The following is a 25,248-nucleotide window of genomic DNA, read 5'->3' on the forward strand; positions in this document are numbered from 1 at the left end:
ACTCCTGCTCAGCCTTCCGGTTGCGCCTTCAGCGGCCCGGTCGATTGCCGGATGCGCATTTCCGGCTTGATGAGGTGGATGCCGTCCGGCTCGTGGCTGCCGGAAAGCTTGTCCAGCAGCGCACGGGCGGCGTTGCGGCCCACTTCCGACTGGCCGTTCCAGACGGTGGTGAGCGCCGGCGTGGCGATGGCCGCCTCCTCGAGGTCGTCATAGCCGGTGACGGAGACATCGCGGCCCGGCACGAGGCCGGCGCGGGCGATGCCGTTCATCAGGCCGATGGCGACGAGATCGTTCCAGCAGACGGCGGCCGTCGGCTTCTGCGGCAGCGAGAGGAAATGCACCGCCGCCTCGAAACCGCCCTGCTTGGTGCGCGGGCCGGGAATGCGCAGGCCGGGATCGACCTCGATATTGGCCTTGCGCAGCGCGTTGACATAGCCCTGGTAGCGGTCGCGGCCGGTCGAGGTCTGGTCGGTGCCGCCCACCATGGCGATGGTGCGGTGGCCGAGGCCGATCAGGTGGTTGGTTGCGAGCGAGATGCCGTAGCTGTCGTCGCCGCGGAAGATCGGCACGTCGAGGCCGTCGATGGAACGCGCAATCAGGATCGCCGGCATGCCGTTGTCCTCGGCAAGCTGGATATCCTCCGGCGGCGTGCCGATGGCCGGCGACATGATCACCCCGTCACCGCCGAGTTGCAGCAGCGTCTCGACGAAGTTGCGCTGCTTCTCCACCGAATCGTAATGGTTCGACAGGATGAAGGTCTGCCGGTCGCGGTCCAGCTCGCTCTCGATGGCTTTGAGGATTTCCGCATAGAACGGGTTCATGATGTCGTGCACGACAACGCCGATGATGCCCGAGCGGGAGGTGCGAAGGCTCGCCGCGCGCCGGTTGTAGATATAACCGAGCGCCCGGGCCTGTTCCTTGATCCGCTCGCGCGTGGAAGCCGCCACGAGCGGGCTGTCCCTGAGCGCAAGCGAGACCGTCGCCGTGGAAACGCCGAGCGTTTCCGCGATGGTGGAAAGCTTGATTTTCTGAGCCACGACCCCTCCCCGAAGAACACGCAGCAACGCGGCTTTAAAACCGTTTATTTAAACAGTTTAAATGTCGTCGGCAACAGGCTTTTCGTGCTGGCGGGACGCATCGGGCAGGCCGGCATGCAGGTTCTCGTCCATGGCGCGCAGAAGCTTCAGCAGATTGCGCATGTCCTTCTCGCTGAACCCCTCCGCCGCCTGCTGCTCGCTGAGCCGGGCGGCCTCGGTGATATGATTGACGGAGGCGCGGCCGGCATCGGTGAGATGCACGACGGTCAGCCGCCCGTCCGCCTCATCCGTCCGGCGCGCGACGAAACCCTGCGCCTCCAGCCGGCCGATGGTGCGCGTCATCGTCGGGGCCTTGACGCCGAGCCGGGCGGCAAGCGCCCCGGCCGTCAGCCCGCCTGCCTCCGACAGCGCGAGGATCACCCCGTCCTGCCCGGCATAAAGACCGGTCGCCAGGAGATTGCGGGACAGCACCGTGCGCATGGAGCGCGCCGCGTTGACGACCGCGGCGGCTAGGCCCGCGCCCGAGACCGCCTCGTGCGACTTCTTCTTCTTGGCCTTCTTGCCGTCCTTGCCGTCCTTGTGCTTCTTGCCCATGCATCGCCTCCTGCACCGCCGCCCTTGCATCGCGGGCGCGGCCTTGTATGACAGAGGACCGAGGCTGGCGGCAAGTAAGGATCGGAGAGACGCCATGGCGCATCCCAGGACGCGATGGACCGAAAACGACCCCATGCTTGAGCCGGAAGACCGCGCGGACTGGATCGCCGTCCTGCCGCTCGGCGCGCATGAAGGCCATGGCCCCCATCTGCCGCTGGAGACCGACACGCTGATCGCCGAGGGCATCGCCACCCGGCTGATGGCCGTGCTGCCGCCGCACCTGCCGATCACCGTCCTGCCGGCCGAGCCGGTCGGCTATTCGCCGGAACATCTCGACGTGCCCGGCACCCGATCGCTCGGCTATGGCGAGGCGATCGAGCGCTGGCTGCACATCGCGGAGGACCTTCACCGCTTCGGCATCCGCAAGCTCTTGCTCCTCAACGCCCATGGCGGCAACGCGCCGCTGATGACCATTGTTGCGACCGAGGCGCGGGTCCGGCTGAACATGCTCGTCGTCGCCACCGCCTGGACGCGCTTCGGCCAGCCGGACGGCTGGATTTCGCCGGAGGACAAGGCCATCGACATTCACGGCGGCGATATCGAGACCTCCGTCATGCTCGCCCTTCACCCGGAACTTGTCCGCATGGACAAGGCGGAGCGCTTCGGCTCGCGGCAGGCGGAGTTCGCCGCCCGCTTCGCGCATCTGCGCGCCTACGGCCCGCATGCCTTCGGCTGGAAGATGTCCGATCTCAACCCGAAGGGCGTCGCGGGCGATGCGAGCGCCGCCACGGCGGAAAAAGGCGAGACGCTGATCGCCCATGCCCTCCGCGGCCTCGTCGCGCTCCTGGAAGACGTCGCCGCCTTCGACGCGGATACGCTCCGCTAGCATTTGCGCTGGCTCTTTCGATCTCCTATATCAGTCGCCAACCGGACGTCTCGCCGTCCCCGCACCCGCCCGAGGTTCCCATGACCGAAACAGCCCTTCCCAAGCCCATTCCCGTCACCGTGCTCACCGGCTATCTCGGCGCCGGCAAGACGACGCTGCTCAACCGCATCCTCACCGAAAACCACGGCAGGAAGTATGCCGTCATCGTCAACGAATTCGGCGAGATCGGCATCGACAACGACCTGATCGTCGAGTCGGACGAGGAAATCTATGAGATGAACAACGGCTGCATCTGCTGCACCGTACGCGGCGACCTGATCCGCGTGGTGGAGGGCCTGATGCGCCGCCCCGGCCGCTTCGACGCCATCATCGTCGAGACCACCGGCCTTGCCGATCCGGTGCCCGTCGCCCAGACCTTCTTCATGGACGATGACGTACGCCAGAAGACCGAGCTGGACGCCGTGGTCGCGCTGGTCGACGCCAAGCATCTGCCGCTGCGCCTGAAGGACAGCCGCGAGGCCGAGGACCAGATCGCCTTTGCCGACGTCGTGCTCATCAACAAGACCGACCTCGTCAGCCCGGAAGAACTCGCCCGGATCGAAGCCACGGTGCGCGTGATCAACCCTTCCGCCCGCATCCACCGCACGACCCGCTCGGAAATCGACCTTGCCAAGGTCCTCGACCAGGGTGCGTTCAACCTGGAACGGGCGCTGGAAAACGATCCGCATTTCCTCGACCACGACCACCCGGACCATGTCTGCGGTCCCGATTGCGGCCACGACCATCATCACGATCATGACCACGATCACCATCACGACCATGATCATCACCATGACCACGGCCATGGCCACCACCATCATCACGACCACGGCGCTTCGCCGATCCATGACGTGACGGTGCAGTCGATCTCGCTGCGCGGCGGCGAGATGAACCCGGACCGCTTCTTCCCGTGGATCCAGAAGATCACCCAGACGGACGGCCCGAACATCCTGCGCCTCAAGGGCATCATCGCCTTTGCCGGCGACGAGGAGCGCTATGTCGTGCAGGGTGTGCACATGATCGTCGAGGGCGACCACCAGCGCGCCTGGAAGGATGGCGAGAAGCGTGAAAGCCGCCTCGTCTTCATCGGCCGCGACCTCGACCACGAGAAGATCGAGCGCACCTTCAAGGCCTGCGAGGCGCAGGCATGACGCCGAAAAGTGCGAAGCGGTTTTCGGATAACGTCATGCACATGGAAAAGCCCCGATAATGCCCACGATTGCCCCCCTCGATCTCGACGGCCACGTCGTTTCGGCCGCATTCCTCGGCGATGTGCCGTTCTTCGCCACCGCCTCCGGCGCGATCCACCGGCTCGATCACGGCCAGAAGGTCACCGAGGCGCATGACGGCCTGCTCGCCTGCGTGCGCGACGAGGCGAACGACACGCTGGTCACCGGCGGCGAGGATGGCAAGGTGCTGCGCATCGCCGCCGACGGCACCGCGACGCTGCTCGCCGAAGTGCCGCGCAAGTGGATCTCCGTTGTCGCCGCCGGCCCGCAGGGCGCGGTCGGCTTCGCGGAGGGCCGCACGGCGCGCGTACGACTGGCGGATGGCACGATCAGGGAATTCACCGAGACCCGTTCGGTCGAGGGCATCGCGTTTGCGCCGAAGGGCCTGCGCCTCGGCGTCGCGCGCTATAACGGCGTGTCGCTACACTGGGTCGCCATGGCGGCCCAGCCGGTCGATCTCGAATGGAAGGGCGCGCATAATGGCGTCACCTTCTCGCCGGACGGCCGCTTCGTCGTCACCAGCATGCAGGAAAACGCCCTGCACGGCTGGAAGCTCGACACCAAGCCCGGCGCGGAAACCCGCCATATGCGCATGACCGGCTATCCGGCCAAGGTGAAGTCGCTCTCCTGGTCCGTCAAGGGCAAGTGGCTCGCCTCCTCCGGCGCGCCGGCCGCCATCGTCTGGCCCTTCTCGGCCAAGGACGGCCCGATGGGCAAGCCGCCGCTGGAACTCGGCACGCGCGCCGACGTCATGGTGACCGCCGTCGCCTGCCACCCCGCCGAGGAGGTCGTCGCCATCGGCTATTCGGACGGCATGGTGCTCGCGGCCCGCTTCGCCGACAACCGCGAGGTGCTGCTGCGCCGCCCCGGCAAGGGCGCCGTCACCTCCATGGCCTGGAGCCGCAACGGCAAGCTTCTCGCTTTCGCCAGCGAAGCCGGCGACTGCGGCGTCATCGATCTCGCAGGTTGACAAAAAGGCCGCCGGACAAGGATCGGCGGCCCCTTTTTCACCATTCCAGCTCCAGATGCGGCCGGCCGTTCGAGGTCTTCTCGACCGTCCGCCCCGTCTCGTCGATGGTGCAGCTCACGCGCTGGCGGAAGGCCGAGAAGCTGTCGAAGGTGACGACATCCACCGGCTCGTCGAAATGCAGCGTCATGCGGTAGCGGCCGGGCTGGCTGGTCACCGCCTGGATGCCGAGGACTTCGGCATCGAACGGCTGGCCGAGATAGTGGCCACGCACCCGCGAGCCGAGCATCCACGGATCGAACGGTGGCCGGTTGCCCACCGCGGCATGCAGCGTATTCCAGTCGCGGAAGCCGTATTGCGCGGCGATGAGTTCAAGCGCGCGGGAATGAGAGATATCCTGTCCCTCGGAGGAAAAGCGCGCGCGCAGCCGCTTCGCCTGGTCCTTCAGGGCATCGAGGGATGGTAGGGGCGTCGAGGATGGACGCATGTCGGAACTCCAGTCATGGCATGCGTCGTTTCGGAGGGAGTCCGCATTGCCACCGGTTCGCATGCGTGATGCTGGAAGACCGATCATCTGGGAGGAACTTCACCAAAGCTTGCGCTCGCGGACGGCAGGGGTCCTCACCCTTGCCCCGCACATAGTCATTCGCGGCGGCGATGTCAAATCGGGCACGCACGGAAGGGGCCACTCAACGCCGGCCCCTCCTTGTCGACTTCACGCCGCCTTGCGCCGCTCCGCAGAAAAGCGGCGGCCGCTGGCGACAAGCATGCCGGCCGCACCGTCCAGCCAGCCTTCCTTCAGTTCCAGCGCCAGGAAGCGGCGGCGCTCGAAGGGACCGGGCATGACGAAATGGCGCGCCTTGTCGGCAAAGAAGCCGAAGCGCTCGTAATATTCCGGATCGCCCACGAGCAGCACCGCGCCGTGTCCACGGTCGCGTGCCTCGGTGATCGCCGCACGCATCAGCGCGCCGCCGATGCCCTTGCCCTCATGCTCGCAATCGACAGCGAGCGGGCCGAGCAGCAAGGCCGGCACGGCATTGCCGTCGGCATCCACGCCCGCCTCGACATTCCAGAGGCGCACGGTGCCGATGACATGGCCGTCGGCATCATGGGCCACGAGCGCGAGGCCTTCCGCCGGCAGGCGGTTGCGGCGCAGCTTTTCCGAGGACTTGCGGAAGCGGGCCTCGCCCATGACGCGGTCGAGCAAACGCTCGCGCGCGACGATATCGCCGGCGTTTTCCTGGTCGATGGTGAAGGCGGCATGCGCGAAGAACGCGCGGACAGAATCAAGAACAGTGGCCATCTTGGCCTCCCGAACTCAAAACCGATTCAAACGGTATCGAAAACTGATTGTGAAGCTGGCGCTCCCGCAGGGACGGGAGCGCCCGGTCGTCAGATGACGTAGGCCTTGAGCGGCTCGAAGCCGTTGAAGGCGACGGCCGAGTAGGTCGTCGTATAGGCACCGGTGCCTTCGATCAGAACCTCGTCGCCGATCGAAAGGGTGACCGGCAGCGGGTACATGTTCTTCTCGTACATCACGTCGGCCGAATCGCAGGTCGGGCCGGCGAGCACGCAGGACTCCATTTCGTCCTGGTCGCGCTCGGTGCGGATCGGGTAGCGGATCGCCTCGTCCATGGTTTCGGCAAGGCCGCCGAACTTGCCGATGTCGAGGAAGACCCAGCGGTGGTTGTCGTTGTCCGACTTCTTCGAGACGAGGACGACTTCCGCCTTGATCACACCGGCATTGCCGACCATGCCGCGGCCCGGCTCGATGATGGTTTCCGGGATCTGGTTGCCGAAGTGCTTCTTCAGCGCCCCGAAGATCGCCTTGCCATAGGCTTCGGCCGAGGGCACGTCGCGCAGGTACTTCGTCGGGAAGCCGCCGCCCATGTTGACCATCTTCAGCTCGATGCCCTGCTTGGCAAGCTGCACGAAGACGCGCTTGGCATCGGCGAGGGCCGAATCCCAGGCGTCGAGCTTCGTCATCTGCGAGCCGACATGGAACGAGACGCCGTAGGACGTCAGGCCGAGCTGATGCGCGTAGACGAGCACGTCGACGGCCATCTGCGGCACGCAGCCGAACTTGCGCGACAGCGGCCATTCGGCGCCTTCGCCATCCGTCAGGACGCGGCAGAACACGCGGGCGCCGGGAGCGGCGCGCGAGATCTTCTCGACTTCCTCATGGCTGTCGACGGCGAAGAGCGAGACGCCGAGCGCATGCGCCTTGGCGACGTCGCGTTCCTTCTTGATCGTGTTGCCGAAGGAGATGCGCGAAGCGGTCGCGCCGGCGTCGAGCGCCATTTCGATTTCGGCGACGGACGCGCAATCGAAATTGGAGCCCATGCTGGCGAGCAGGCGCAGGATTTCCGGCGCAGGATTGGCCTTCACGGCATAGTAGATCGCGCTGTCGGGCAGCGCATGGCGGAAGGCCTTGAAGTTGTCACGCACGACATCGAGGTCGACCACGAGGCACGGGCCGTCGGGACGTCGGGTGTTCAGAAAGTCGATAATACGTGCAGAAGCCATCTCGGTATTCCCCATATCCAGGTTGCTCCGGGCAAAACCCAGAGGACAAAGGGCAGATGCGGCAACGCTATGGAACCAGCCGGTGGAGACCCCGGAACCAAGCATGCGCAAATGCGCGAACGGTGAACCAAAGCCCGCCTAGGCTTCAATTCGCTTTGTCTGCCATGGATTGGTGGGAAACCCGACCGCACTTCCGGCAATGAAGGTGTGCCTCTTCAGTAACCCCGGCTGATGGAAAGCCGGCAGACACCAGAAAGGCCCGCACCGTCGTTGCTTCAAGATGTCCTCGCATTTCCCGGTTGGCCGGAATAGCGACTGGAGCGGTTAGTTCCAGGTACCTTACCGATGATCCTCACCAAATCGAGGGTCGGCGGACACCCACAGGCACGTGCGACTTTGGGCAAGCGCGGAGATAAGAAGAATCGCTGTCGTAATCAAGAGGTTTTTTGAATTTGACTATTGAAAATATTCCGTGAGCCACGACATTCGCGGAACTGGTTTTCGACACATCTCTTTGCACCGGCGCCCCAGACGCCGGACGCACGCAGGCCAGAACGGCGGCGTGCCATTCAAGTGGGGACATATGGATACACTGACCCGAATCCGGGCCTTCATCGACGTGGTCGATGCCGAAGGCTTCTCCGCCGCTTCGCGCAAGACCGGCCGGTCCAAGGCGCTCCTGTCCAAATATGTGCGCGAGCTGGAGGACGAGCTGGGCACGCTGCTGCTCAACCGTACCACCCGCCAGTTCTCCATGACCGAACCGGGCCACACCTATTACCGCACCGCCTCTGACATCCTGAAGGAGATCGACAACCTTGCCGATCTAGTGCGCGAGAAGAACACGGACCTGCGCGGCAAGCTGAAGGTTTCCGCCCCGCGCACCTTCGTCGATGCCGATATCGGCCAGTCGCTCATCGATTTCGGCAAGGAGCATCCCGAACTTTCGCTGGAGATCGTCTCGGACGACCGCTTCGTCGATCTGGTCGAGGAAGGCTTCGACGTCGCCATCCGCATCACGCGGCTGGAGGATTCAGCCCTCATCGCACGCAAGCTCGGCGATTTCTATCTCAAGATCTGCGTGACGCAGGACTTCCTCGAGCGTGTCGGCCCGATCCGGCATCCGAGCGACCTCGCCCGCCTGCCCTGCATCATCGACACCAACGGCAAGTCGCACAGCAACTGGCGCTTCGTGGACGAGAAGGGCGCAGGCTTCTCCGTACCGGTGGGCGGCCATATCGAGGTCAACAGCCCGACGGCCGCCGTGCGCGCCGCCGCAAGCGGCCTCGGCGTTGCGCAGGTTCCGGCCTTCATCGCGCGCTCCTGCCTCGAATCGGGCAGGATCGTCTCTATCCTCGAGGATTACCTGCCGACCGACCGCGGCATCTACGCGATCTATCCGCATCGCCGCTACCTGCCCGCGAAAGTGCGCACCTTCGTCGATTTCCTGCACGCCTGGTTCCGCCGCCATCCCGGCATCGAAGCCTGACACGGTCCCAATTCCGGCCTATTTGCCGTACATTCAGACCGCTGATTCACGCCCGCCCGAGAGGACCGAAATCCATGCGCTTCCTGCCTTGCCTGATTGCCGGAGCGGCCCTCTTCGCCCCGGCCGTGGCCTTCGCCCATCCGCATATCTTCGCGCAGGCGCGGCTGGAAGTGGTGGCCGGCGAGGACGGCACGATCAGCGAATTGCGCAATGTCTGGCGTTTCGACGAGATGTTCTCGGCCAGCGTCGTCATGGATTTCGACAAGAACAGCAACGCCCAGCTCGACCCGGACGAGCTTGCCGAGGTCGGCAAGACCGTGCTCGAATCGCTGGAGGAATTCAGCTACTACACGACGATCACCGAGGACGGGAAAACCGTGAAAGTCGGCAAGCCCGACGCGATCAACGTCGACTTCAAGGACGGCCAGCTCCTGATGTTCTTCACGGTGAAGCCCGGCGAGGTCATGCCGCTCAAGGGCAAGCTCACCTTCGGCGTCTACGATCCCACCATGTATGCGGCGATGGATTTCGCCTCCGACGACGACCTCGTCGCCATCGGCGACAAGTTCGCCGCCTGCAAGCGCGCGGTCGTGCGGCCCGACCCGGACGAGGTGCTCGCCCAGAACCAGGACAGCCTGACGGACGCCTTCTTCGACGATCCGTCCGGCACCGACATGTCGAAACTCTTCGCGACCCGGCTGGAGCTGACATGCTGACCCGCGACCGCGCCGTCGCCCTGGTCGCCCTCACGCTTGCCGCCGCCTCCATTGCGACCTTCGCCCATGCCCAGTCCCCGCTCGGCATCGGCTCGGCCGAGCCGGGCTTCAACACGACCGGCACCTTCGGCGGCCTTTTTGCCTGGATCAATGCGCAGCAACAGGGCTTCTATCGCCTGATGACCGGCGCGCTGAAGGACATGCGCGAGACCCCGTGGGCGGCCTCGACGCTCGTCGGCCTTTCCTTCGCCTATGGCGTCTTCCACGCGGCCGGCCCCGGCCACGGCAAGGCCGTCATCTCCTCCTACATGCTGGCGAACGAGCTGGAGCTGAAGCGCGGCGTGCTGCTCTCCTTCCTGTCCTCGATCCTGCAGGGCATCGTCGCCATCTTGCTCGTCGGCGCGGCCTATCTCTTCCTGCGTGGCACCACGGTTTCGATGACCGACGCCACAAGGGCGCTCGAAATCGGCAGCTACGCGCTCATCGCCCTCTTCGGCGCATGGCTGCTGTACAAGAAGCTGCGGCCAGTGGCGGCGCGGCCCGCCTCCACGCTCGGCATCTCGGCCGTCGAGGTGCACGGACATCACCACCATGCCGGCGAGGTCTGCGCGACCTGCGGCCACGCCCATGCGCCGGACCCGGCGCTCTTGAAAGGCGACCGTTTCGCACTCCGCGAGGCCTGGTCCGCCATCGTCGCCGTGGGGCTTCGCCCCTGCTCGGGTGCACTGATCGTCCTGAGCTTCGCCCTGCTGAACGGGCTTTATCTCGGCGGCATGCTCGCGGTCCTCGCCATGTCCATCGGCACGGCCATCACCGTCTCCATTCTCGCCACGCTCGCCGTCACCGCCAAGGGCGCGGCCGTGCGCTTCGCCGGCAATGGCTCGGCGGCGCAACGGGTCGGCACCGCCATAGAGATCGGCGGCGCTGCACTGGTGATGGTTCTCGGATTGCTGCTGCTGGGCGCGGCGCTACAGGCCTAGAGCATTTCCGACGCCGAAGCGATCCCGCTTCGGCTGGAAATGCTCTAGCCTTCCCGGTTCCGCTGGTAGCGCGCCCGCAGCCAGAACAACAGGAAGAAGCCTAGCACCAGCAGCGTACCGAACACGCCGGCCAGCCAGGGCGAGACGTCGCCGAGCGCGATCATGACGCGCGGCAGGAAATAGAACACGATGCCCGTGCCGAACAGAATGAAAAGCGCGGCAATCGCCGCCGACTTGCCCTTGCCGTCCTCGCTCATTGGGCGCCCGCCAGTTCCGCGCGGATATCCTCGAGCCTGCGCTTCTGGTTGCCCTCGGCATCGAAATTATCGGGCGACAGCCAGGCGGCGAACGCCTTGTCGAGCGCCGGCCATTCGCTGTCGATGATCGAGAACCAGGCGGTGTCGCGGTTCTCGCCCTTGGAGAGCATGTGCTGGCGGAAGACGCCCTCGAAGGTGAAGCCGAGGCGGGTGGCCGTGCGCTTGCTGGCCGCATTGTCATTGTGGCACTTCCACTCGTAGCGGCGATAACCGAGGTCCTCGAAGACGTGCTTGGCGAGCAGGTACTGCGCCTCGGTGGAGAGCGGCGAGCGCGACATGCCGCCGCCATGGGCGATGCCGCCGATCTCGACGACGCCGTTGGCAGGATCCGGCCGCATGTAATGCGCCATGCCGACCGGCTTGCCGCTCGCCTTGTCGACGATCACCTCACGCACCCAGCCCGATTTGATCGCGCCTTCCGACCAAGTGTCGAAGCCTTCGATGCCGGTGAAATCGGCCTGTGCGAAATAGCGCAGCAGCGGATTGATGCCCATGCCGCCGAAGGCGTCCCAGAGAGGCTGGAGATGCCTTTCGCGATCATAGGGTTCGATGCGCACGGTACGGCCTTCGAGCGCCACGGGCGCCGGCGACGGGCAACCCTTCCAGTCCTTGAGATCGCGCATGAAAATCCTCCTTCGGTCCTGCCGAAGGGATAGAGCAGCCGGCGAGCCGAAGCAATCGGCAAAGCGGGGAGCGGCGTTCGGCCGCTCCCTGACGACTGTCAAACCTTGGCGGCGGAAACCGTCGCCTCGATATGGTCGACCAGTGCATCTGCAAGGCCGAGGCGGCCGGCGAGCAGATCGAGATAGCCACGCTCGGCGCGCGTTTCCGGCTCGATGGCGAGGCGCGAGGCGGTATAGAGTTCGACGCGCTGTTCCTCGGTCGTCGCGGCCGCGACGATCGCATCGAGATCGACGGGGTTCGCAAGCTCCTGTTCGAGGAACTGCGCGGCATCCGCGCCGAGGCCGGAAACCTTGAGCTTGTCCATGATGCGGGCGCGTTCGGCGTCGTCGATATGACCGTCAGCGCGGGAGGCGGCGATCATGGCGCGGACGAGGATGAGGGCGAAATCGGTGCTGACGGCTTCGGGATGGAAGCCGGAATCGGCCGGTGGCGGCAGGAGTTCGGGCGTGCCGGCCTGAGCGGTCTCGGCCGGGTTCTGGCCGTCACGGTAATTCTTGTAGGCCTGGTAGCCGAGGCCGGCGATGGCGGCAAGGCTGCCGATCTTCAGCGCCGAGCCGGCGACCTTGCGCCCGCCGTCCGTGCCGAGCAGCACGCCGGCAATTGCGATGCTGGCGAGCGGATTGTCCTTGGCGAGCTGGGTGACCTGACCGGCGCGATCGCGCACGGTCCCGCCCGCGCCGGGCACCTGCGAACCGAGGAACTGGTCGAGCAATTTCTTGGCGTCAAACATGGGCGTCTCCGTTTTGTCCCGCGCGGCAGGGGCCGGCTGCAAGGCAAGATAGGAACGCCCTTTCCAAATTACAAACGCATAACGGGCGACCGAAGGCCGCCCGCTTGCAAATCCGTTGAACCGTCTCAGCCCTTGAGGGCGGCGGCTTCCGCGGCGAGCTTCTCGATGCCCGCCCAGTCGCCCTTGGCGACCAGTTCCTTCGGTGCGACCCACGAACCGCCGACGCACACGACGTTCGGCAGCGAGAGGTAGTCGCGGGCGTTCGACAGCGAGATGCCGCCCGTCGGGCAGAACAGCGTGCCGGCGAGCGGCGAGGACAGCGACTTGAGATAGGCGGCACCGCCGGCCTGTTCGGCCGGGAAGAACTTCATGACCTGATAGCCCTCTTCGCGAAGGCCCATGACTTCGCTCGCGGTGGCCGCACCGGGTAGCAGCGGAATGCCACTTTCTGCTGCGGCATCGATCAGTTCCTGCGTGGTGCCCGGGCTGACGATGAACTGTGAGCCGGCCTCGACCGCCGCCTCGAACTGCGCGGCATTGAGAATGGTGCCGGCCCCGGCGACGGCGCCTTCCACCTCGTTGGCGACGGCGCGGATCGCCTCCAGCGCCGCCGTGGTGCGCAGGGTGATCTCGATCGCCTTCAGGCCACCAGCCACCAGCGCGCGCGCCAGCGGAACCGCCGTCTTGACGTCGTCGATGACGAGCACCGGAACGACCGGCTGCAGCTTCAGGACCGAAAGGAGCTTGGCGTTTTTCTCGCTCATGGCACGACCTTTTAAAACGATTGAATTGAGAGGGGAATACCGCGTCCGCGACGTTCTGTCGAGACTGATACGCGATTCATGGCCTTGTCATGACACACTTATCGTGTAGTGTGCCCCTCGCCCAAGCCCATCTCCAACAGCGAAAGCATGCCTATGGCAAAAGAGATCGAGCGGAAGTTCCTGGTGTCGGGCCAGCGGTGGCGCACCTTCGCGGACGAGGGGATCGCCATACGGCAGGCCTATGTCGTGGCACAGGACGACCGGTCTCTCCGGGTTCGCATCTATGGCGACGGGCGCGCGCGCATCACCCTCAAGGTCGGCCATACCGCGCTCGTGCGTGACGAATACGAATTCGATATCGACCGCGACGAGGCCGAGGACATGCTGCGCCATGCCATCGGCAACGTGATCGAGAAGGTGCGCTACAAGGTGGCGCACGAGGGTCATGTCTGGGAGATCGACGTCTATGACGGCGTCCATCGCGGCCTCGTGATCGCCGAGGTCGAACTGTCCTCCATCCATGACGAGCCGGATATGCCCAACTGGGTGGGCCGGGAAGTGACAGGCGAAAGCCAGTATTCCAACCAGTCCATGGCGCTCGGCTTCAGCAACGGCGCAAGCCTGCGCCAGCTCGCCTGAGCCGCTACGCCGCATTGCCTGAAATGCGCCGAAGCTGTATGTGGCGGCCATGACAAACACGTTCTCCTCGCCCAACGAGACCGACGGCTTCCTGGTCGCCGCGCTCTATCATTTCGTTTCGGTTCCGCATTTCGCGGAACTGCGCGCGCCCCTGCAGTCGCTCTGCGAGGAATATGATGTGCGCGGCACGCTGCTGCTGGCCCATGAGGGCATCAACGGCACCATTGCGGGACCGGCGGACGGCATCCGCACCGTGCTTTCTTTCCTGCGCCGCCAGCCGGAATTCTCCGCGCTGGAGCACAAGGAAAGCTGGGCGAGCGAAATGCCCTTCCTGCGCATGAAGGTGCGGCTGAAGAAGGAGATCGTCACCATGGGCGTCGAGGACATCGACCCCAACCGCTCCGTCGGCACCTATGTAGCGCCCGAGGACTGGAACGCGCTGATCAGCGATCCGGGCACCATCCTCATCGACACGCGCAACGACTACGAGACGGCCATCGGCATGTTCAAGGGCGCGGTCGATCCGAACACCAAGACCTTCCGCGAGTTTCCGGAATGGGTTCGCCAGAACACCGGCCTGCACAACAAGCCGAAGATCGCCATGTACTGCACCGGCGGCATCCGCTGCGAGAAGGCGACCGCCTTCATGAAGGCTGAGGGTTTCGAGGAGGTCTACCACCTCAAGGGCGGCATCCTGAAATATCTGGAGGAAGTACCGCCGGAGGAAAGCCTGTGGGAAGGCGCCTGCTTCGTCTTCGACGAGCGTGTCTCCGTGCTGCATGGCCTGGAGGAAGGCGAGCACAAGCTGTGCCGCGCCTGCCGCCATCCACTGACCGCCGAGGAAATCACCTCCCCGCTCTACGAAGCCGGCGTCTCCTGCCCGCATTGCCACGGCGAGCGCAGCGAGGAAGACCGGATGCGCTTCCGCCAGAGGCAAAAGCAGATGGACCTTGCCCGGGAGCGCGGCGAGCGGCATCTGGGGAAGTAGGGGCGAAAAGCCCCTCATCCGCCTACCAGCACCCACGCATGCTCAGCCCGCGCGATGATTGCCCTTCGGGAACTGCCCCGCCAGCGCGCCGTACCAATGGCCACTCTTCTTCACCGTGCGCACCTGCGTCTCGTAATCGACATGCACGATGCCGAAGCGCATGCGATAGCCTTCCGCCCATTCGAAATTGTCCATGAGGCTCCAGGCGAAATAGCCGCGCATCGGATAGCCCTCGCTGATGAGGTCCGCCGTCACGCCGAGATGCTCGGCGATGTAGTCGAGGCGCGGCTGGTCATCCACCGTGCCGTTCTCCACGCCCATATTGTAGCAGGCGCCGTTTTCCGTGATGTAGCAATCCGGCAGCGCATAGTCGGCATTGAGCTTGCGGATGAGGTCGCCGAGCGCGGGAGCGTAGACCTCCCAGCCGATATCCGTCTTGATATCCGCCACCGGCGGGGCCGGTACCGTCGCCGGAAACTCCGCGGCCTCGGCCGGATCGTCGGCAACGCGCATGGGCGTGTAATAGTTGAGGCCCCACCAGTCGAGCGGCTGGGCAATCGTCTCCATGTCGCCGGGTTCGATGGCGGGCATGCGGTGGCCGAGGGCGGAGAGGAAGCTTTCCGGATACGCGCCCTTGAAGACCGGGCCGAAGAAGACACCGTTGTGGAAATCGAAGGCCCGGTCGGCGGCAGCTTTGTCCGCCGGGCTGTCGCTGCCCGGATAGATCGAATGGGCGTTCAGCACGAGGCCGACGGGCAAGTCCGGCCGCTCGGCGCGGATGGCCGAAACGCCGAGGCCATGGGCGAGGTTGGTGAAATGCAGGGCGTGCAGCGCCGCATCCATGCTGCGCTCGCCCGGCGCATGGATGCCGTAGAGATGGCTCAGCCAGACGGAGCACCACGGTTCGTTGAAGGTCGCCACCGCATCCAGCCGGTCGCCGAGCCGGGCGATGACGGTCTTGGCGTAGCGCTGGAAGGCGTAGGCCGTCTGCCGAGCCGTCCAGCCCCCCTCCCCCGCCAGCATCAGCGGCAGGTCCCAATGGTAAAGCGTGGCATAGGCCTTGATCCCGCGGGCCTTCAAGCCGTCGACGAGACGATCGTAGAAATCCAGCCCCTTCTCGTTCACCGGCCCGGTACCCTCGGGCACGATGCGCGGCCAGGCGATGGAGAAGCGATAGGCCTCGACGCCGAGCGACTTGATGAGGTCGAGGTCTTCCTCCAGCCGGTTGTAGTGATCGCAGGCGACATCGCCGTTATGCCGGCCGTAGACGCGGCCCGGCATGTTGGAGAAGGCATCCCAGATCGACGGCTTGCGGCCATCCATCTTCGCCGCGCCCTCGATCTGGAACGCGGCGGTCGCCACGCCGAAGAGGAAGTCGCCGGGGAAGCGTTCGGCGAGGGTCTTGGGATCGATCATCGGTCTTCTCTGCCTTGAGGGAGTTTGCCGGATAACGGGCATCTGCAACGTTGCAGTAACGCCACTACAGAAAAAGTCAATCAGCCGGCAACGGATTCCCATGCCTGCGGCACCGCCATTCCCCAACGCAAAGAGGCCAGCCGCGAGGCTGGCCTCTCTCATCGCGATGCCAATGACCCTACACCTTCACCCAGGCCCCATTCTTCTTCGACGACTGCACGCAGGCATCGACGAACAGCATGCCCTTGAGACCGTCGTCGACGGTCGGATAGGTCACGGCGGGATCGAGCTTCGCGCCGCTGCGCTTGGCATGGATCGCGCGTGCGGCTTCGGAATAGATGTTTGCGAAGCCTTCGAGATAGCCTTCCGGATGGCCGGACGGCACGCGGCTGACGCGGGCGGCGGCGGGGCTGGAGCCTGCGCCGCCCCGGGTGATCAGGCGCTTCGGCTCGCCGAAAGGCGTGTACCAGAGATAGTTCGGATCGGCCTGTACCCATTCGAGGCCGCCCTTGGTACCGTAGACGCGGACCTTCAGGCCGTTCTCATGGCCGGGCGCGACCTGGCTGCACCAAAGCGTTCCCTTGGCACGCACGCCGTCCTTCGCCTTGAAGCGCATCATGACATGGGCGTTGTCGTCGAGCCGGCGGCCTGGCACGAAACTGTCGAGATCGGCGGCAAGCTCCTCCAGCTCGAGGCCGGAGACGAAGCAGCCGAGATTGTAGGCATGGGTGCCGATATCGCCGGTGGAGCCGCCCGCGCCGGATTTGGTGGGGTCGGTGCGCCAGGAAGCCTGCTTCTGGCCGCTACTCTCGATATCCTCGGTCAGCCAGTCCTGCGGATATTCCATCTGGACGAGGCGGATCGCGCCAAGCTCACCATTGGCGACCATCTCGCGGGCCTGCCGAACCATGGGATAGCCGGTATAGTTGTGCGTCAGCACGAAGAGCGCATCGCTCTCTTCCGCCAGCTTCTTCAGCTTGCGGGCGTCTGCCAGCGTCGAGGTCAGCGGCTTGTCGCAAATGACGTGGATACCGCGCTTCAGGAATTCCTTCGCGGCCTCGTAATGCACATGGTTGGGCGTGACGATCGCCACGGCCTCGATGCCGTTCTTCAGCTTCGCCTCGCGGATCGCCATCTCCTTGAAGCTGCCGTAGCTGCGCGAGGGGTCGAGACCGAGTTCGCGGGCCGACTGCTCCGCCTTTTCCGGCGAGGACGAGAGCGCGCCGGCGACAAGTTCGTAATGATCGTCGAGCCGGGCGGCGATGCGGTGCACCGCGCCGATGAACGCGCCCGAGCCGCCGCCCACCATGCCGAGCCGGATGCGGCGCTCCCGCGCCTCGCTTGCGCTTCCTTCGATTGCCATTGGGTGTTCCTCCTTGACGTTTCTTGAGGGGCAACCCTCAAAGCCCAAGCATGCGCCGGTTGGCAGCCTCATCCGTGCCGGCATCGGCAAAGTCGTCGAAGGCCTTTTCCGTCACGCGGATGATGTGCGCCTTGACGAATTCGGCCCCTTCGCGGGCGCCGTCTTCCGGATGCTTCAGCGCGCATTCCCATTCGACCACGGCCCAGCCGGCAAAGTCGTTGGCGGCCATCTTGGAGAAGACGGCGCCGAAATCGACCTGGCCGTCGCCGAGCGAGCGGAAGCGGCCGGCGCGGTTGACCCAGCCCTGGTAGCCGCCATAGACGCCCTGCCGGCCGGTTGGGTTGAACTCGGCATCCTTCACATGGAACATGCGGATGCGGTCCTTGTAGATGTCGATATTGTCGAGATAGTCGAGGCACTGAAGGACATAGTGCGAGGGATCGTAGAGCATGCAGGCGCGGGCATGGTTGCCGGTGCGCTCCAGGAACATCTCATAGGTGATGCCGTCGTGCAGGTCCTCACCCGGATGGATCTCGTAGCAGATGTCGACGCCGTTATCCTCGGCATGGTCGAGGATCGGCTTCCAGCGTTTCGCGAGTTCGTCGAAGGCCGTCTCGACGAGACCGGCCGGACGCTGCGGCCAGGGGTAGACGAAGGGCCAGGCGAGCGCGCCGGAGAAGCTGGCCATGGCATCGAGGCCGAGATTGCGCGACGCCGTCAGCGCCATCTTCACCTGCTCGACGGCCCAAGCCTGCCGGGCCTTCGGATTGCCGCGCACTTCGGGCGCCGCAAAGCCGTCGAAGGCCTCGTCATAGGCGGGATGCACGGCGACGAGCTGTCCCTGCAGATGCGTGGAAAGCTCGGTGATCTCGACGCCGTTCTCGCGCGCCTTGCCGGCGAATTCATCGCAATAGGCCTTGGATTCCGCCGCCTTCTTCAGGTCGATGAGGCGCGCATCCCAGCTCGGGACCTGTACGCCCTTGTAGCCGATATCGGCCGCCCATTTGGTGATCGCGTCCCAGGAATTGAACGGCGCGGCATCGCCCGCGAACTGCGCGAGAAACAGGCCGGGGCCTTTGATCGTCTTCATTTTCGGCGTCCTCCCATGGGGCTGACCGATCACGCGGCCAGTCGATGATGTTTTGCGGTACGTACCGCAGCGCGTGGAAAGCTATAGGCCTTTGCAGGCCCCGGCAATGTGAAAAGCCGGCTTCGAACGGAAGCCGCCCGGGCGATCAAGCCCGGGCGGCGTTCTTTGTCAGATCAGAACGGGGAATCCGGGAAGTAGAAGTCCTTCGCGTTGTCCTTCGTCACCAGCGTGGCGTCGATGGTATAGACGCCGCGGACCGGAACCTGGCTGTAGAAGTTGGCGGCGGTCATCTCGAGCGCGGTGCCGATCATCGCCGGCGGATAGAGCACGTCGACCGGGATCATCTTGTCGCCGTCCATGACCTTCTTGATCATGTCCTTCGAGCCGGCGCCGGCCACGACATACTGGATGTCCGTGCGGCCGGCCTGCTCGATGGCCTGGAGGACGCCGACGGCCATGTCGTCGTCCTGGGTCCAGACGACATCGATCTTCGGATACTTGGTCAGATAATCCTGCATGACCTTGAAGGCGTCGTCGCGATTCCAGTTGCCGTACTGGCGGTCCAGAATCTTGATGCCCGAGCCTTCGATACCCTTGTCGAAGCCGTCCTGGCGTTCCTGGTCGATCGGGATCGCCATGCCGCGGATGACGACGACCTCGGCGTTCGGCGTCGTGGTCTTGATGTATTCGCCGGCCGTCTGGCCGAGGGCGAAGTTGTTGCCGGCGACATAGAGGTCACGCACGGAATTGTCGTTGGTGCTCGGCGCACGGTCGACGAGCGCGACGAAGGTGCCCTTGCCCTTGACTTCCTTGATGGCGTTGACGAGCGGATCCGGGTCGGTCGGCAGGATGACGAGCGCATCAATGCCCTGCGTCTCGAGGTCCTGCACGGCGTTCGCCTGGCTTGCCGGATCGGGCGACGTCTTGACGATGACGTTGAGGCCCGGGTTGCGCTCCATCAGGAGCTTGGCGACGCGCTCGGCATGGTAGACGACGCCGGAGGTCCAGCCGTGGTCGGCGGCCGGGATCGACACGCCGATCGTCACCTTCTTGTCTTCTGCATGAACGGCGCCGGCGATGAGCGCCATGGCGGCGACCGTCAGGCCCAAAAGTTTCTTGCGCATGAGTTTCCTCCCAAAAGCAGGTCTATTTCCGTGACCGGGCGACCCGTTGACCCGGTTAGTCCTACGACTTCCGCACCAGCGAACGCTGGACGAGCATCGCAATGATGATGATCGCGCCCTGGATGGCCCCGATCAGATATTCGCTGATGAAGTTGGAGAGCAGCATGATGTTGCCGACCAGTTCGAGAATGAAGGCGCCGCAGATCGTACCCCAGACACGCCCCGCCCCGCCCTTCAGCGCCGTGCCGCCGACGACGACCGCGGTGATGGCCTGCAATTCCCACAGGATGCCGGTGGTGGCCGAGGTGGAACCGAGGCGCGGCACGTAGAGCAGAACGGCGATGGCGACGCACAGGCCCTGGATGACGAAGGCGATGGTGCGCACGCGATTGACCGGAATGCCGGAATAGCGCGCGACATCGCTGTTCGAGCCGACCGCCACGACATGGCGGCCGTAGCGCGTACGGTAGAGGATAAAGGCGGCGATGGCCGTGACGACGAGAATGACGACGATCGGCACCGGCACGCCGAGGATGTAGCCGAAATAGGCCGGGCGATACATCGCCTGCAATTCCGGCTCGCGCAGCGTGATCGCGCCGCCCTGCGAAAGCCAGGTGGTGAGGCCGCGATAGATGCCCATCGTGCCGAGCGTGGCGATGAACGGCTCGATCTTGCCGACCGTGGTGATGAGACCGTTGGCAAGGCCGCAGGCCCCGCCGATGACGACCGTCAGCACGACAGCGGTGGCGAGCATCAGGGCGGGATCGGCGATCACGCCGGAATTCATGAAGAGGATCATGAGCGAGGCGACGAAAGCCACCATCGAGCCGACCGAGAGATCAAGGTCGCCGGAGGAGATGACGAAGGTCGCGCCGACCGCGATGATCGCGATGAAGGCGCTGCGCGTCGCGACATTGGCGAGATTGTTGATCCCGATGAAATTGGGATTCACCAGCGCGCCGACGATGAGGAGCAGCGCGAGCGCGGCGAAGGGCGCGACGGCCCTCAGGTCCACATCCCGCCAGCTTCGGCCCCGCGGCTTCGTTTCGACTGCGTCTTCCGTCATGTTCGTCCCCGACGTAATTCGTTGTGCTGGCGGCGATCAGGCCGCGGTCTTCTTCTTGAGGCCGGCCGAATAGCGCATGATCTCCTGCTCGGAGATCTCCTCGCCTTCGAGAATGCCGACGATCCGCCCTTCCCGCATGACGGCGACGCGCGTGCACAGGCCGATGATCTCCGGCATCTCCGAGGAGACGACGATGATCGACTTGCCGTCGCGGGCGAGCGCCGAGATGAAATGGTAGATCTGCTGCTTGGTGCCGACATCGATGCCGCGCGTCGGCTCGTCGATGATGATGACGTCCGGCTCGGTCTCCATGACCTTGGCGAGCAGCAGTTTCTGCTGGTTGCCGCCCGACATGCGGCCGGCGACGACGCGCCCGTCGCGCACGCGGATATCGAAGCGACGGCGTGCGCGTTCCAGCGCGGCGGCCTCGCTCTTCGGGCTGAGATAGCCGTAGCTACCATGCTTCTCCAGCGATTGCAGCGTGAGGTTCGCCGTCATGCGCGAATTGAGGAGCAGGCCCTTATGCTTGCGGTCCTTGGTCATATAGGCGATGCCGACGCGGTTGGCGGCATGAACGTCACCGCCCGGCACGCTTTCGCCGCGCACGGTAACCTCGCCCGCCGAGCGCGCCCGCAGGCCCGCGACGGCTTCCATCAGCTCCGTGCGGCCGGAGCCGATGAGACCGGAGAAGCCGAGGATCTCGCCCTTGCGGACCTCGAAGCTCGCATCCTTGACATAGTGCGTCGACAGGCCCTCGACGGCGAGTGCCACCTCCTCGTCGATGCTCGGCTCCTGCTTGGCCGGATAGAGGCTGGAAAGCTCGCGGCCGACCATGAGCTGGGCGATGGATTCGCCATCGAGCATGCTGGTCGGTGCGGTCTTCACCCATTGCCCGTCGCGCAGGACCGTGACGCGGTCGGTCAGTTCCATCACCTCGTCCAGCTTATGCGAGACGAAGACGAAGGAGGTGCCCTTCTCGCGCAGCTTGCGCACCTGACGGAAGAGGTAGTTGGTCTCCTCGCGGGAGAGGACGGCGGTCGGCTCGTCCATGAAGATGATGCGTGCATCGCGGCTGATGGCCTTGGCGATCTCCACCATCTGCTTGTCGGCGATGGAGAGCGAACTGATCTGGGCGTTCTCGTCGACATGGGAGCCGAGCTGGTCGAGCACGCGGCGCGTCTCGGCGCGCATGAACTTGCGGTCGAGCACGCCGAAGCGCGTCACCTCGCGACCGAGGAACAGGCTCTCGGTGACGGTGAGATGTTCGGCGAGGTTGAATTCCTGGTGGATGATGACGATGCCGAGCGCCTCGGCCTGTCCGTTCGGCGGCAGCTTCACCGGCTGGCCGTCCAGCAATATCTCGCCGGATGTCGGCTGCTCGAAGCCGGAGAGGATCTTCACCAGCGTCGACTTGCCGGCGCCGTTCTCGCCCATGAGGGCATGGATCTCGCCGGCGCGAAGCTCGAAATTGACGCTGAACAGCACCTGCACGCCATTGAATGACTTGGCTATGCGGCGTGCGGCAAGAACGACGGGAGCCCCGTCGGCAGCGTCCGGATTCATCGATTTCCTCCCTGCGGCTCCTCGACCGCTTGAGCATGATGTAAACCTTTACACCAATCATGTAAAGGTTTACATCGTGGGATATCAGGAATTTTCACCAAGCGCCGTTTGACCCTTGGAGCAGTCTGTGTAGTGTCCCCGCACTTCGTTTGTTTGACGCGGTTCCGGGCCGCTTTCCGGACCTGCCACCGCTAAGTGAGAGCCAGTTTGTCGACGTCCAGCCCTGCCACGATCGAGGATGTCGCGCGGATCGCGCAGGTCTCGATCGCGACCGTCTCGCGGGCGATCCACACGCCGGAGAAGGTGGCGAACTCGACGCGGCTGAAGGTCAACCAGGCCATCGCCATCACCGGCTACACGACCAATGCGATGGCGCGCAGCCTGCGCCTCGGCCGGTCGAACATGATCCTGGTCGTGGCGCCCGATATCGGCGACCCGAACTTCTCCAACATCCTCGTCGGTCTGGAAAACGAGGCGCGCGCGCATGGCTACGGCATTCTGATCGGCCATACGCAGAACGACCCGCAGCGCGGGCTGGAATATCTGAAGTTCCTGAATTCGAGCCAGGCGGCGGGACTGATCCTCTTCACCGGCATCCTGCCCTTCGGCCACCAGAGCATGACGGCGCGCCTGCCGCCCAGCGTCGGCGTCTTCGAGCCGGTCTATAACGGCGGCATCCCCTATGTCGGCGTCGACGACATCGAGGGCGCGCGCAAGGCGGTCGACCTGCTGATCGCGGAAGGGCACCGCAAGATCGCCTTCGTCGGCGATTCGCGCACGCGCCTCGCCTACAGCCGCCGCCGGCAGGGGTATGACGAGGGGCTGGACGCCGCCGGCGTGCCCGTCGGCGAGCGCATCGTGCTGGAGGGGGACGGCACCATCGAGAGCGGGCGCCTCGCGCTCGAGCAGCTCTTCATGCGCGACACGCTGCCGAGCGCCTTCATGTGCGTAAACGACCAGACGGCCATCGGGGTGATGATCGGCCTCGGCGCGCGCGGCTACGACATTCCGACCGATTTTTCCGTGACCGGCTTCGACGACGTGCCGCAGGCGACCTTCATGACGCCCTCGCTCACCACGATCCGCCAGCCACGCACCGCCATCGGCAAGCGCTCGATGGCCCTGCTGCTGGAACTTCTTTCGGGGAGCGAGCCGCCGGAGGCGGAGATATTGCTGCGGCCGGATCTCATCGTGCGCAATTCGGTATCGATGCCGGCGCGGCGGTTCTTGAAGCGGTAGGGCGAACTCCGCCCTACCGGGCATCCCCCTCATCCGGCCTGCCGGCCACCTTCTCCCCGCAAGCGGGGAGAAGGAGAGATGCCGCGGCAGTTTCTCCAGACCTCAACGTTACCTAGGGCAAGCCCCCTCTCCCCGCCTGCGGGGAGAGGGTTAGGGTGAGGGGCGAGCCTCGAAGGGCAACGTCACCCGTACCACCGCTGCGCCGGTCTCGCCGCCTGCTGGCTGCGTTCCGCCGAAACCGTGAAGCGATCCACCAGCCCCTTCAGCGTCGTGCTGATCTTCATGAGGTTGTGCGTGGCGGCGTTGGTCTGCTCGACCATCGCGGCATTCTGCTGGGTCATCTGGTCCATGCTGCCGACGGCCGTGTTGATCTCGGCGATACCGGCCGACTGTTCGCGGGCGGAGCTGGCGATGGCGTCGATATGGCCGTTGATATGCACGACCTGCTCGCCGATATGGTGCAGCGCCTCGCCCGTCTTGTGCACCAGCGACACACCAAGCTGCACATCCTCGAAGGACTTGTCGATCAGCGCCTTGATCTCCTTGGCCGCCTCGGCGGACTTCTGCGCCAGTTCCCGCACTTCCTGGGCAACGACCGCAAAGCCCTTGCCGGCCTCACCGGCCCGGGCGGCCTCCACGCCGGCATTGAGGGCGAGGAGATTGGTCTGGAAGGAAATCTGGTCGATGACGCCGATGATCTGGGTGATCTTGCCGGAAGATTCCTGAATGGCGCCCATGGCGGTGACCGCCTGCTCGACGATCGTGCCGGACCGCTTGGCCTCCTCCGTCGCGCTGCCGACGACGCGGCGCGCCTCTTCGGCGCGGCTGGCGGCCTCGCGGGAAATCGTGGTGATCTCCTCGACGGCGGCGGCCGTCTCTTCCAGCGACGCCGCCTGCTGCTCGGTGCGCTTGGCCATATCGTCAGTGGCGTGGACGAGTTCGCCGGAATTGCCCGCCGCGTCGTCCGCCGCCGTCACGATGGCACCGAGCGTGTCGTCCAGTTTCTCGATGGCGGCATTGAAATTGGAGCGCAGGCGCTCGAACTGCGGGGCGAGCGGCTTGGCGATGGAAGCGGTGAGATCGCCGCCGGCGAGACGGTTGAGCGAGGTGTCGATCGCGTTCAGGGCCTCTTCCTGCTGGGCGTTCAAAGCCTGCCGCTCGGCCTCGGATTTCTCACGCTCCTCCTGGAGGGCGTCGAGATAGACCGAGATCGCATAGTCCATGTCGACCAGCGCCGCCTTGACGATGGCGGTGATCTCCTCGCCCAGCGCCTCCGCCTTCTTGCGGTAGAGGAAGCCCTCGAGATGCTTCCTGATGACACTGTCGACGATGGCTTCGAGGATCAGCGCGTAGCCGCCGATATACCAGCGCGGCTCCAGGCCGAGGCGGGCATGCGTCTTGCCGATGGTGGTCACGGCATCGACATAGTGCGTATCGAATTTCGCCGAGGCGATCACTTCCCAGTGCTTGACCTGCCGGCCCTTGGCGCTCTGGATGTGCGCCTCGTTGGCGAAGAAGCGAGCGGTTTCCGGCGTGGTGCGGGCCTTGCCGTAAAAAGTGTCCAGCGCGCCGTCGAGCGAGGCCGCAATGGTGGGCAGCGCCCGCTTCAGCGCCTCGCGCTGGCCAGCGTCGAAATCGACGAACTGGAGACGCTCGTTCAGTTGCTGGGTCTTGGCATCCTGCGCCGACATCGGGCAAATCCTCTGCAGTTGGGTTGGCGACTGACGCAAGTCCCGAATCAGGATCCCAGCCTTCGGTCTGTGGCGATTTTTTGCAGGGGACGGTAAACAAACACTGTAAAT

The 25,248-nt window shown here is 65.0% G+C and carries 25 protein-coding genes; 9 read left to right on the forward strand and 16 right to left on the reverse strand.

Going from position 1 to position 25,248, the window contains the following annotated elements; all coding sequences use genetic code 11:
- Window positions 1–8: 8 nt before the first annotated feature.
- Both MOE34_RS15090 and MOE34_RS15095 read right to left on the reverse strand, forming a co-directional pair.
- Window positions 9–1,037 (reverse strand): LacI family DNA-binding transcriptional regulator, encoded by a 1,029-nt coding sequence (locus MOE34_RS15090; protein ID WP_242218130.1) that lies wholly within the window; start codon window positions 1,035–1,037, stop codon window positions 9–11.
- Between the two features lie 57 nt (window positions 1,038–1,094).
- Window positions 1,095–1,631: a MarR family winged helix-turn-helix transcriptional regulator gene (locus tag MOE34_RS15095; protein ID WP_242218132.1), complete on the reverse strand. Its 537-nt coding sequence runs from the start codon at window positions 1,629–1,631 to the stop codon at window positions 1,095–1,097.
- Between the two features lie 94 nt (window positions 1,632–1,725).
- On the opposite strand from MOE34_RS15095, the gene MOE34_RS15100 reads away from it, so the two are divergent.
- The 3 genes from MOE34_RS15100 (at window position 1,726) to MOE34_RS15110 (ending at window position 4,755) form a co-directional block, all read left to right on the forward strand.
- On the forward strand, window positions 1,726–2,517 hold the full coding sequence (locus MOE34_RS15100) for a creatininase family protein (protein ID WP_242218134.1): 792 nt from the start codon (window positions 1,726–1,728) through the stop codon (window positions 2,515–2,517).
- An 80-nt stretch (window positions 2,518–2,597) separates the two neighbouring features.
- On the forward strand, window positions 2,598–3,707 hold the full coding sequence (locus MOE34_RS15105; RefSeq protein WP_242218135.1) for a CobW family GTP-binding protein: 1,110 nt from the start codon (window positions 2,598–2,600) through the stop codon (window positions 3,705–3,707).
- A 58-nt stretch (window positions 3,708–3,765) separates the two neighbouring features.
- Entirely contained in the window at window positions 3,766–4,755 is a 990-nt protein-coding gene (locus tag MOE34_RS15110; protein WP_242218137.1) for a WD40 repeat domain-containing protein, read from the forward strand.
- A gap of 37 nt (window positions 4,756–4,792) precedes the next feature.
- On the opposite strand, the gene MOE34_RS15115 is transcribed toward MOE34_RS15110, so the two are convergent.
- The 3 genes from MOE34_RS15115 to odc2 form a co-directional block, all read right to left on the reverse strand.
- Entirely contained in the window at window positions 4,793–5,239 is a 447-nt protein-coding gene (locus tag MOE34_RS15115) for a glyoxalase superfamily protein (protein ID WP_242218139.1), read from the reverse strand.
- A gap of 228 nt (window positions 5,240–5,467) precedes the next feature.
- On the reverse strand, window positions 5,468–6,055 hold the full coding sequence (locus MOE34_RS15120) for a GNAT family N-acetyltransferase (protein WP_242218141.1): 588 nt from the start codon (window positions 6,053–6,055) through the stop codon (window positions 5,468–5,470).
- A gap of 89 nt (window positions 6,056–6,144) precedes the next feature.
- A complete protein-coding gene (odc2, locus tag MOE34_RS15125) occupies window positions 6,145–7,278 on the reverse strand; it encodes an ornithine/lysine decarboxylase (protein ID WP_242218142.1) in 1,134 nt (377 codons plus the stop codon).
- A gap of 583 nt (window positions 7,279–7,861) precedes the next feature.
- Between odc2 and MOE34_RS15130 the strand changes: the two genes are divergently transcribed.
- From MOE34_RS15130 to MOE34_RS15140, 3 genes are all read left to right on the forward strand, one after another.
- Window positions 7,862–8,767, forward strand: a complete 906-nt coding sequence (locus MOE34_RS15130) for a LysR family transcriptional regulator (protein WP_242218143.1) — start codon at window positions 7,862–7,864, stop codon at window positions 8,765–8,767.
- 74 nt (window positions 8,768–8,841) lie between these two features.
- Window positions 8,842–9,483: a DUF1007 family protein gene (locus MOE34_RS15135; protein WP_242218144.1), complete on the forward strand. Its 642-nt coding sequence runs from the start codon at window positions 8,842–8,844 to the stop codon at window positions 9,481–9,483.
- On the forward strand, window positions 9,477–10,463 hold the full coding sequence (locus MOE34_RS15140) for a nickel/cobalt transporter (RefSeq protein WP_242218145.1): 987 nt from the start codon (window positions 9,477–9,479) through the stop codon (window positions 10,461–10,463). Before MOE34_RS15135 ends, MOE34_RS15140 begins: the two co-directional genes overlap by 7 nt.
- Before the next feature lie 44 nt (window positions 10,464–10,507).
- Here MOE34_RS15140 and MOE34_RS15145 read toward each other — a convergent pair whose 3' ends face one another.
- From MOE34_RS15145 to MOE34_RS15160, 4 genes are all read right to left on the reverse strand, one after another.
- Window positions 10,508–10,720, reverse strand: a complete 213-nt coding sequence (locus MOE34_RS15145; protein WP_242218147.1) for a hypothetical protein — start codon at window positions 10,718–10,720, stop codon at window positions 10,508–10,510.
- Window positions 10,717–11,403 (reverse strand): GNAT family N-acetyltransferase, encoded by a 687-nt coding sequence (locus MOE34_RS15150; protein ID WP_242218151.1) that lies wholly within the window; start codon window positions 11,401–11,403, stop codon window positions 10,717–10,719. Before MOE34_RS15150 ends, MOE34_RS15145 begins: the two co-directional genes overlap by 4 nt.
- Window positions 11,404–11,501: 98 nt before the next feature.
- Window positions 11,502–12,194 carry a tellurite resistance TerB family protein gene (locus MOE34_RS15155; RefSeq protein WP_242218153.1) on the reverse strand — a complete coding sequence of 231 codons (693 nt, stop codon included), beginning with the start codon at window positions 12,192–12,194 and terminating at the stop codon, window positions 11,502–11,504.
- A gap of 125 nt (window positions 12,195–12,319) precedes the next feature.
- Window positions 12,320–12,958 (reverse strand): 2-dehydro-3-deoxy-phosphogluconate aldolase, encoded by a 639-nt coding sequence (locus MOE34_RS15160; RefSeq protein ID WP_242218155.1) that lies wholly within the window; start codon window positions 12,956–12,958, stop codon window positions 12,320–12,322.
- Window positions 12,959–13,111: 153 nt separating this feature from the next.
- On the opposite strand from MOE34_RS15160, the gene MOE34_RS15165 reads away from it, so the two are divergent.
- Together MOE34_RS15165 and MOE34_RS15170 are read left to right on the forward strand one after the other, a co-directional pair.
- Window positions 13,112–13,597 (forward strand): CYTH domain-containing protein, encoded by a 486-nt coding sequence (locus MOE34_RS15165; protein ID WP_242218157.1) that lies wholly within the window; start codon window positions 13,112–13,114, stop codon window positions 13,595–13,597.
- Between the two features lie 49 nt (window positions 13,598–13,646).
- Window positions 13,647–14,585, forward strand: coding sequence for a rhodanese-related sulfurtransferase (locus MOE34_RS15170; protein ID WP_242218158.1), 939 nt, complete (start codon window positions 13,647–13,649; stop codon window positions 14,583–14,585).
- Between the two features lie 42 nt (window positions 14,586–14,627).
- On the opposite strand, the gene MOE34_RS15175 is transcribed toward MOE34_RS15170, so the two are convergent.
- From MOE34_RS15175 to MOE34_RS15200, 6 genes are all read right to left on the reverse strand, one after another.
- Window positions 14,628–16,001, reverse strand: coding sequence for a GH1 family beta-glucosidase (locus tag MOE34_RS15175; protein ID WP_242218160.1), 1,374 nt, complete (start codon window positions 15,999–16,001; stop codon window positions 14,628–14,630).
- A 178-nt stretch (window positions 16,002–16,179) separates the two neighbouring features.
- The gene (locus MOE34_RS15180; RefSeq protein ID WP_242218162.1) at window positions 16,180–17,364 is read right to left on the reverse strand and encodes a Gfo/Idh/MocA family protein; all 1,185 of its coding nucleotides are present in this window, start codon (window positions 17,362–17,364) and stop codon (window positions 16,180–16,182) included.
- Window positions 17,365–17,401: 37 nt separating this feature from the next.
- Window positions 17,402–18,454, reverse strand: a complete 1,053-nt coding sequence (locus tag MOE34_RS15185) for a sugar phosphate isomerase/epimerase family protein (protein WP_242218164.1) — start codon at window positions 18,452–18,454, stop codon at window positions 17,402–17,404.
- A 173-nt stretch (window positions 18,455–18,627) separates the two neighbouring features.
- Entirely contained in the window at window positions 18,628–19,578 is a 951-nt protein-coding gene (locus MOE34_RS15190) for a substrate-binding domain-containing protein (protein WP_242218165.1), read from the reverse strand.
- Between the two features lie 61 nt (window positions 19,579–19,639).
- The gene (locus MOE34_RS15195; RefSeq protein WP_242218167.1) at window positions 19,640–20,644 is read right to left on the reverse strand and encodes an ABC transporter permease; all 1,005 of its coding nucleotides are present in this window, start codon (window positions 20,642–20,644) and stop codon (window positions 19,640–19,642) included.
- 36 nt (window positions 20,645–20,680) lie between these two features.
- The gene (locus tag MOE34_RS15200) at window positions 20,681–22,207 is read right to left on the reverse strand and encodes a sugar ABC transporter ATP-binding protein (protein WP_242218168.1); all 1,527 of its coding nucleotides are present in this window, start codon (window positions 22,205–22,207) and stop codon (window positions 20,681–20,683) included.
- 207 nt (window positions 22,208–22,414) lie between these two features.
- On the opposite strand from MOE34_RS15200, the gene MOE34_RS15205 reads away from it, so the two are divergent.
- Entirely contained in the window at window positions 22,415–23,446 is a 1,032-nt protein-coding gene (locus MOE34_RS15205) for a LacI family DNA-binding transcriptional regulator (RefSeq protein ID WP_242218169.1), read from the forward strand.
- A 182-nt stretch (window positions 23,447–23,628) separates the two neighbouring features.
- Here MOE34_RS15205 and MOE34_RS15210 read toward each other — a convergent pair whose 3' ends face one another.
- Window positions 23,629–25,137 (reverse strand): methyl-accepting chemotaxis protein, encoded by a 1,509-nt coding sequence (locus MOE34_RS15210; RefSeq protein WP_242218171.1) that lies wholly within the window; start codon window positions 25,135–25,137, stop codon window positions 23,629–23,631.
- Window positions 25,138–25,248: the final 111 nt, after the last annotated feature.

The organism is Shinella zoogloeoides (genome assembly GCF_022682305.1).
GTDB classification, from domain to species: domain Bacteria; phylum Pseudomonadota; class Alphaproteobacteria; order Rhizobiales; family Rhizobiaceae; genus Shinella; species Shinella zoogloeoides_B.

Excerpts from the sequence above, each read along its gene's own strand:
- MOE34_RS15095 (WP_242218132.1), bottom strand. The coding sequence starts at position 1,631 with ATGGGCAAGAAGCACAAGGACGGCAAGGACGGCAAGAAGGCCAAGAAG.
- MOE34_RS15100 (WP_242218134.1), top strand. The coding sequence starts at position 1,726 with ATGGCGCATCCCAGGACGCGATGGACCGAAAACGACCCCATGCTTGAG.
- MOE34_RS15105 (WP_242218135.1), top strand. The coding sequence starts at position 2,598 with ATGACCGAAACAGCCCTTCCCAAGCCCATTCCCGTCACCGTGCTCACC.
- MOE34_RS15110 (WP_242218137.1), top strand. The coding sequence starts at position 3,766 with ATGCCCACGATTGCCCCCCTCGATCTCGACGGCCACGTCGTTTCGGCC.
- MOE34_RS15115 (WP_242218139.1), bottom strand. The coding sequence starts at position 5,239 with ATGCGTCCATCCTCGACGCCCCTACCATCCCTCGATGCCCTGAAGGAC.
- MOE34_RS15120 (WP_242218141.1), bottom strand. The coding sequence starts at position 6,055 with ATGGCCACTGTTCTTGATTCTGTCCGCGCGTTCTTCGCGCATGCCGCC.
- odc2 (WP_242218142.1), bottom strand. The coding sequence starts at position 7,278 with ATGGCTTCTGCACGTATTATCGACTTTCTGAACACCCGACGTCCCGAC.
- MOE34_RS15130 (WP_242218143.1), top strand. The coding sequence starts at position 7,862 with ATGGATACACTGACCCGAATCCGGGCCTTCATCGACGTGGTCGATGCC.
- MOE34_RS15135 (WP_242218144.1), top strand. The coding sequence starts at position 8,842 with ATGCGCTTCCTGCCTTGCCTGATTGCCGGAGCGGCCCTCTTCGCCCCG.
- MOE34_RS15140 (WP_242218145.1), top strand. The coding sequence starts at position 9,477 with ATGCTGACCCGCGACCGCGCCGTCGCCCTGGTCGCCCTCACGCTTGCC.
- MOE34_RS15145 (WP_242218147.1), bottom strand. The coding sequence starts at position 10,720 with ATGAGCGAGGACGGCAAGGGCAAGTCGGCGGCGATTGCCGCGCTTTTC.
- MOE34_RS15150 (WP_242218151.1), bottom strand. The coding sequence starts at position 11,403 with ATGCGCGATCTCAAGGACTGGAAGGGTTGCCCGTCGCCGGCGCCCGTG.
- MOE34_RS15155 (WP_242218153.1), bottom strand. The coding sequence starts at position 12,194 with ATGTTTGACGCCAAGAAATTGCTCGACCAGTTCCTCGGTTCGCAGGTG.
- MOE34_RS15160 (WP_242218155.1), bottom strand. The coding sequence starts at position 12,958 with ATGAGCGAGAAAAACGCCAAGCTCCTTTCGGTCCTGAAGCTGCAGCCG.
- MOE34_RS15165 (WP_242218157.1), top strand. The coding sequence starts at position 13,112 with ATGGCAAAAGAGATCGAGCGGAAGTTCCTGGTGTCGGGCCAGCGGTGG.
- MOE34_RS15170 (WP_242218158.1), top strand. The coding sequence starts at position 13,647 with ATGACAAACACGTTCTCCTCGCCCAACGAGACCGACGGCTTCCTGGTC.
- MOE34_RS15175 (WP_242218160.1), bottom strand. The coding sequence starts at position 16,001 with ATGATCGATCCCAAGACCCTCGCCGAACGCTTCCCCGGCGACTTCCTC.
- MOE34_RS15180 (WP_242218162.1), bottom strand. The coding sequence starts at position 17,364 with ATGGCAATCGAAGGAAGCGCAAGCGAGGCGCGGGAGCGCCGCATCCGG.
- MOE34_RS15185 (WP_242218164.1), bottom strand. The coding sequence starts at position 18,454 with ATGAAGACGATCAAAGGCCCCGGCCTGTTTCTCGCGCAGTTCGCGGGC.
- MOE34_RS15190 (WP_242218165.1), bottom strand. The coding sequence starts at position 19,578 with ATGCGCAAGAAACTTTTGGGCCTGACGGTCGCCGCCATGGCGCTCATC.
- MOE34_RS15195 (WP_242218167.1), bottom strand. The coding sequence starts at position 20,644 with ATGACGGAAGACGCAGTCGAAACGAAGCCGCGGGGCCGAAGCTGGCGG.
- MOE34_RS15200 (WP_242218168.1), bottom strand. The coding sequence starts at position 22,207 with ATGAATCCGGACGCTGCCGACGGGGCTCCCGTCGTTCTTGCCGCACGC.
- MOE34_RS15210 (WP_242218171.1), bottom strand. The coding sequence starts at position 25,137 with ATGTCGGCGCAGGATGCCAAGACCCAGCAACTGAACGAGCGTCTCCAG.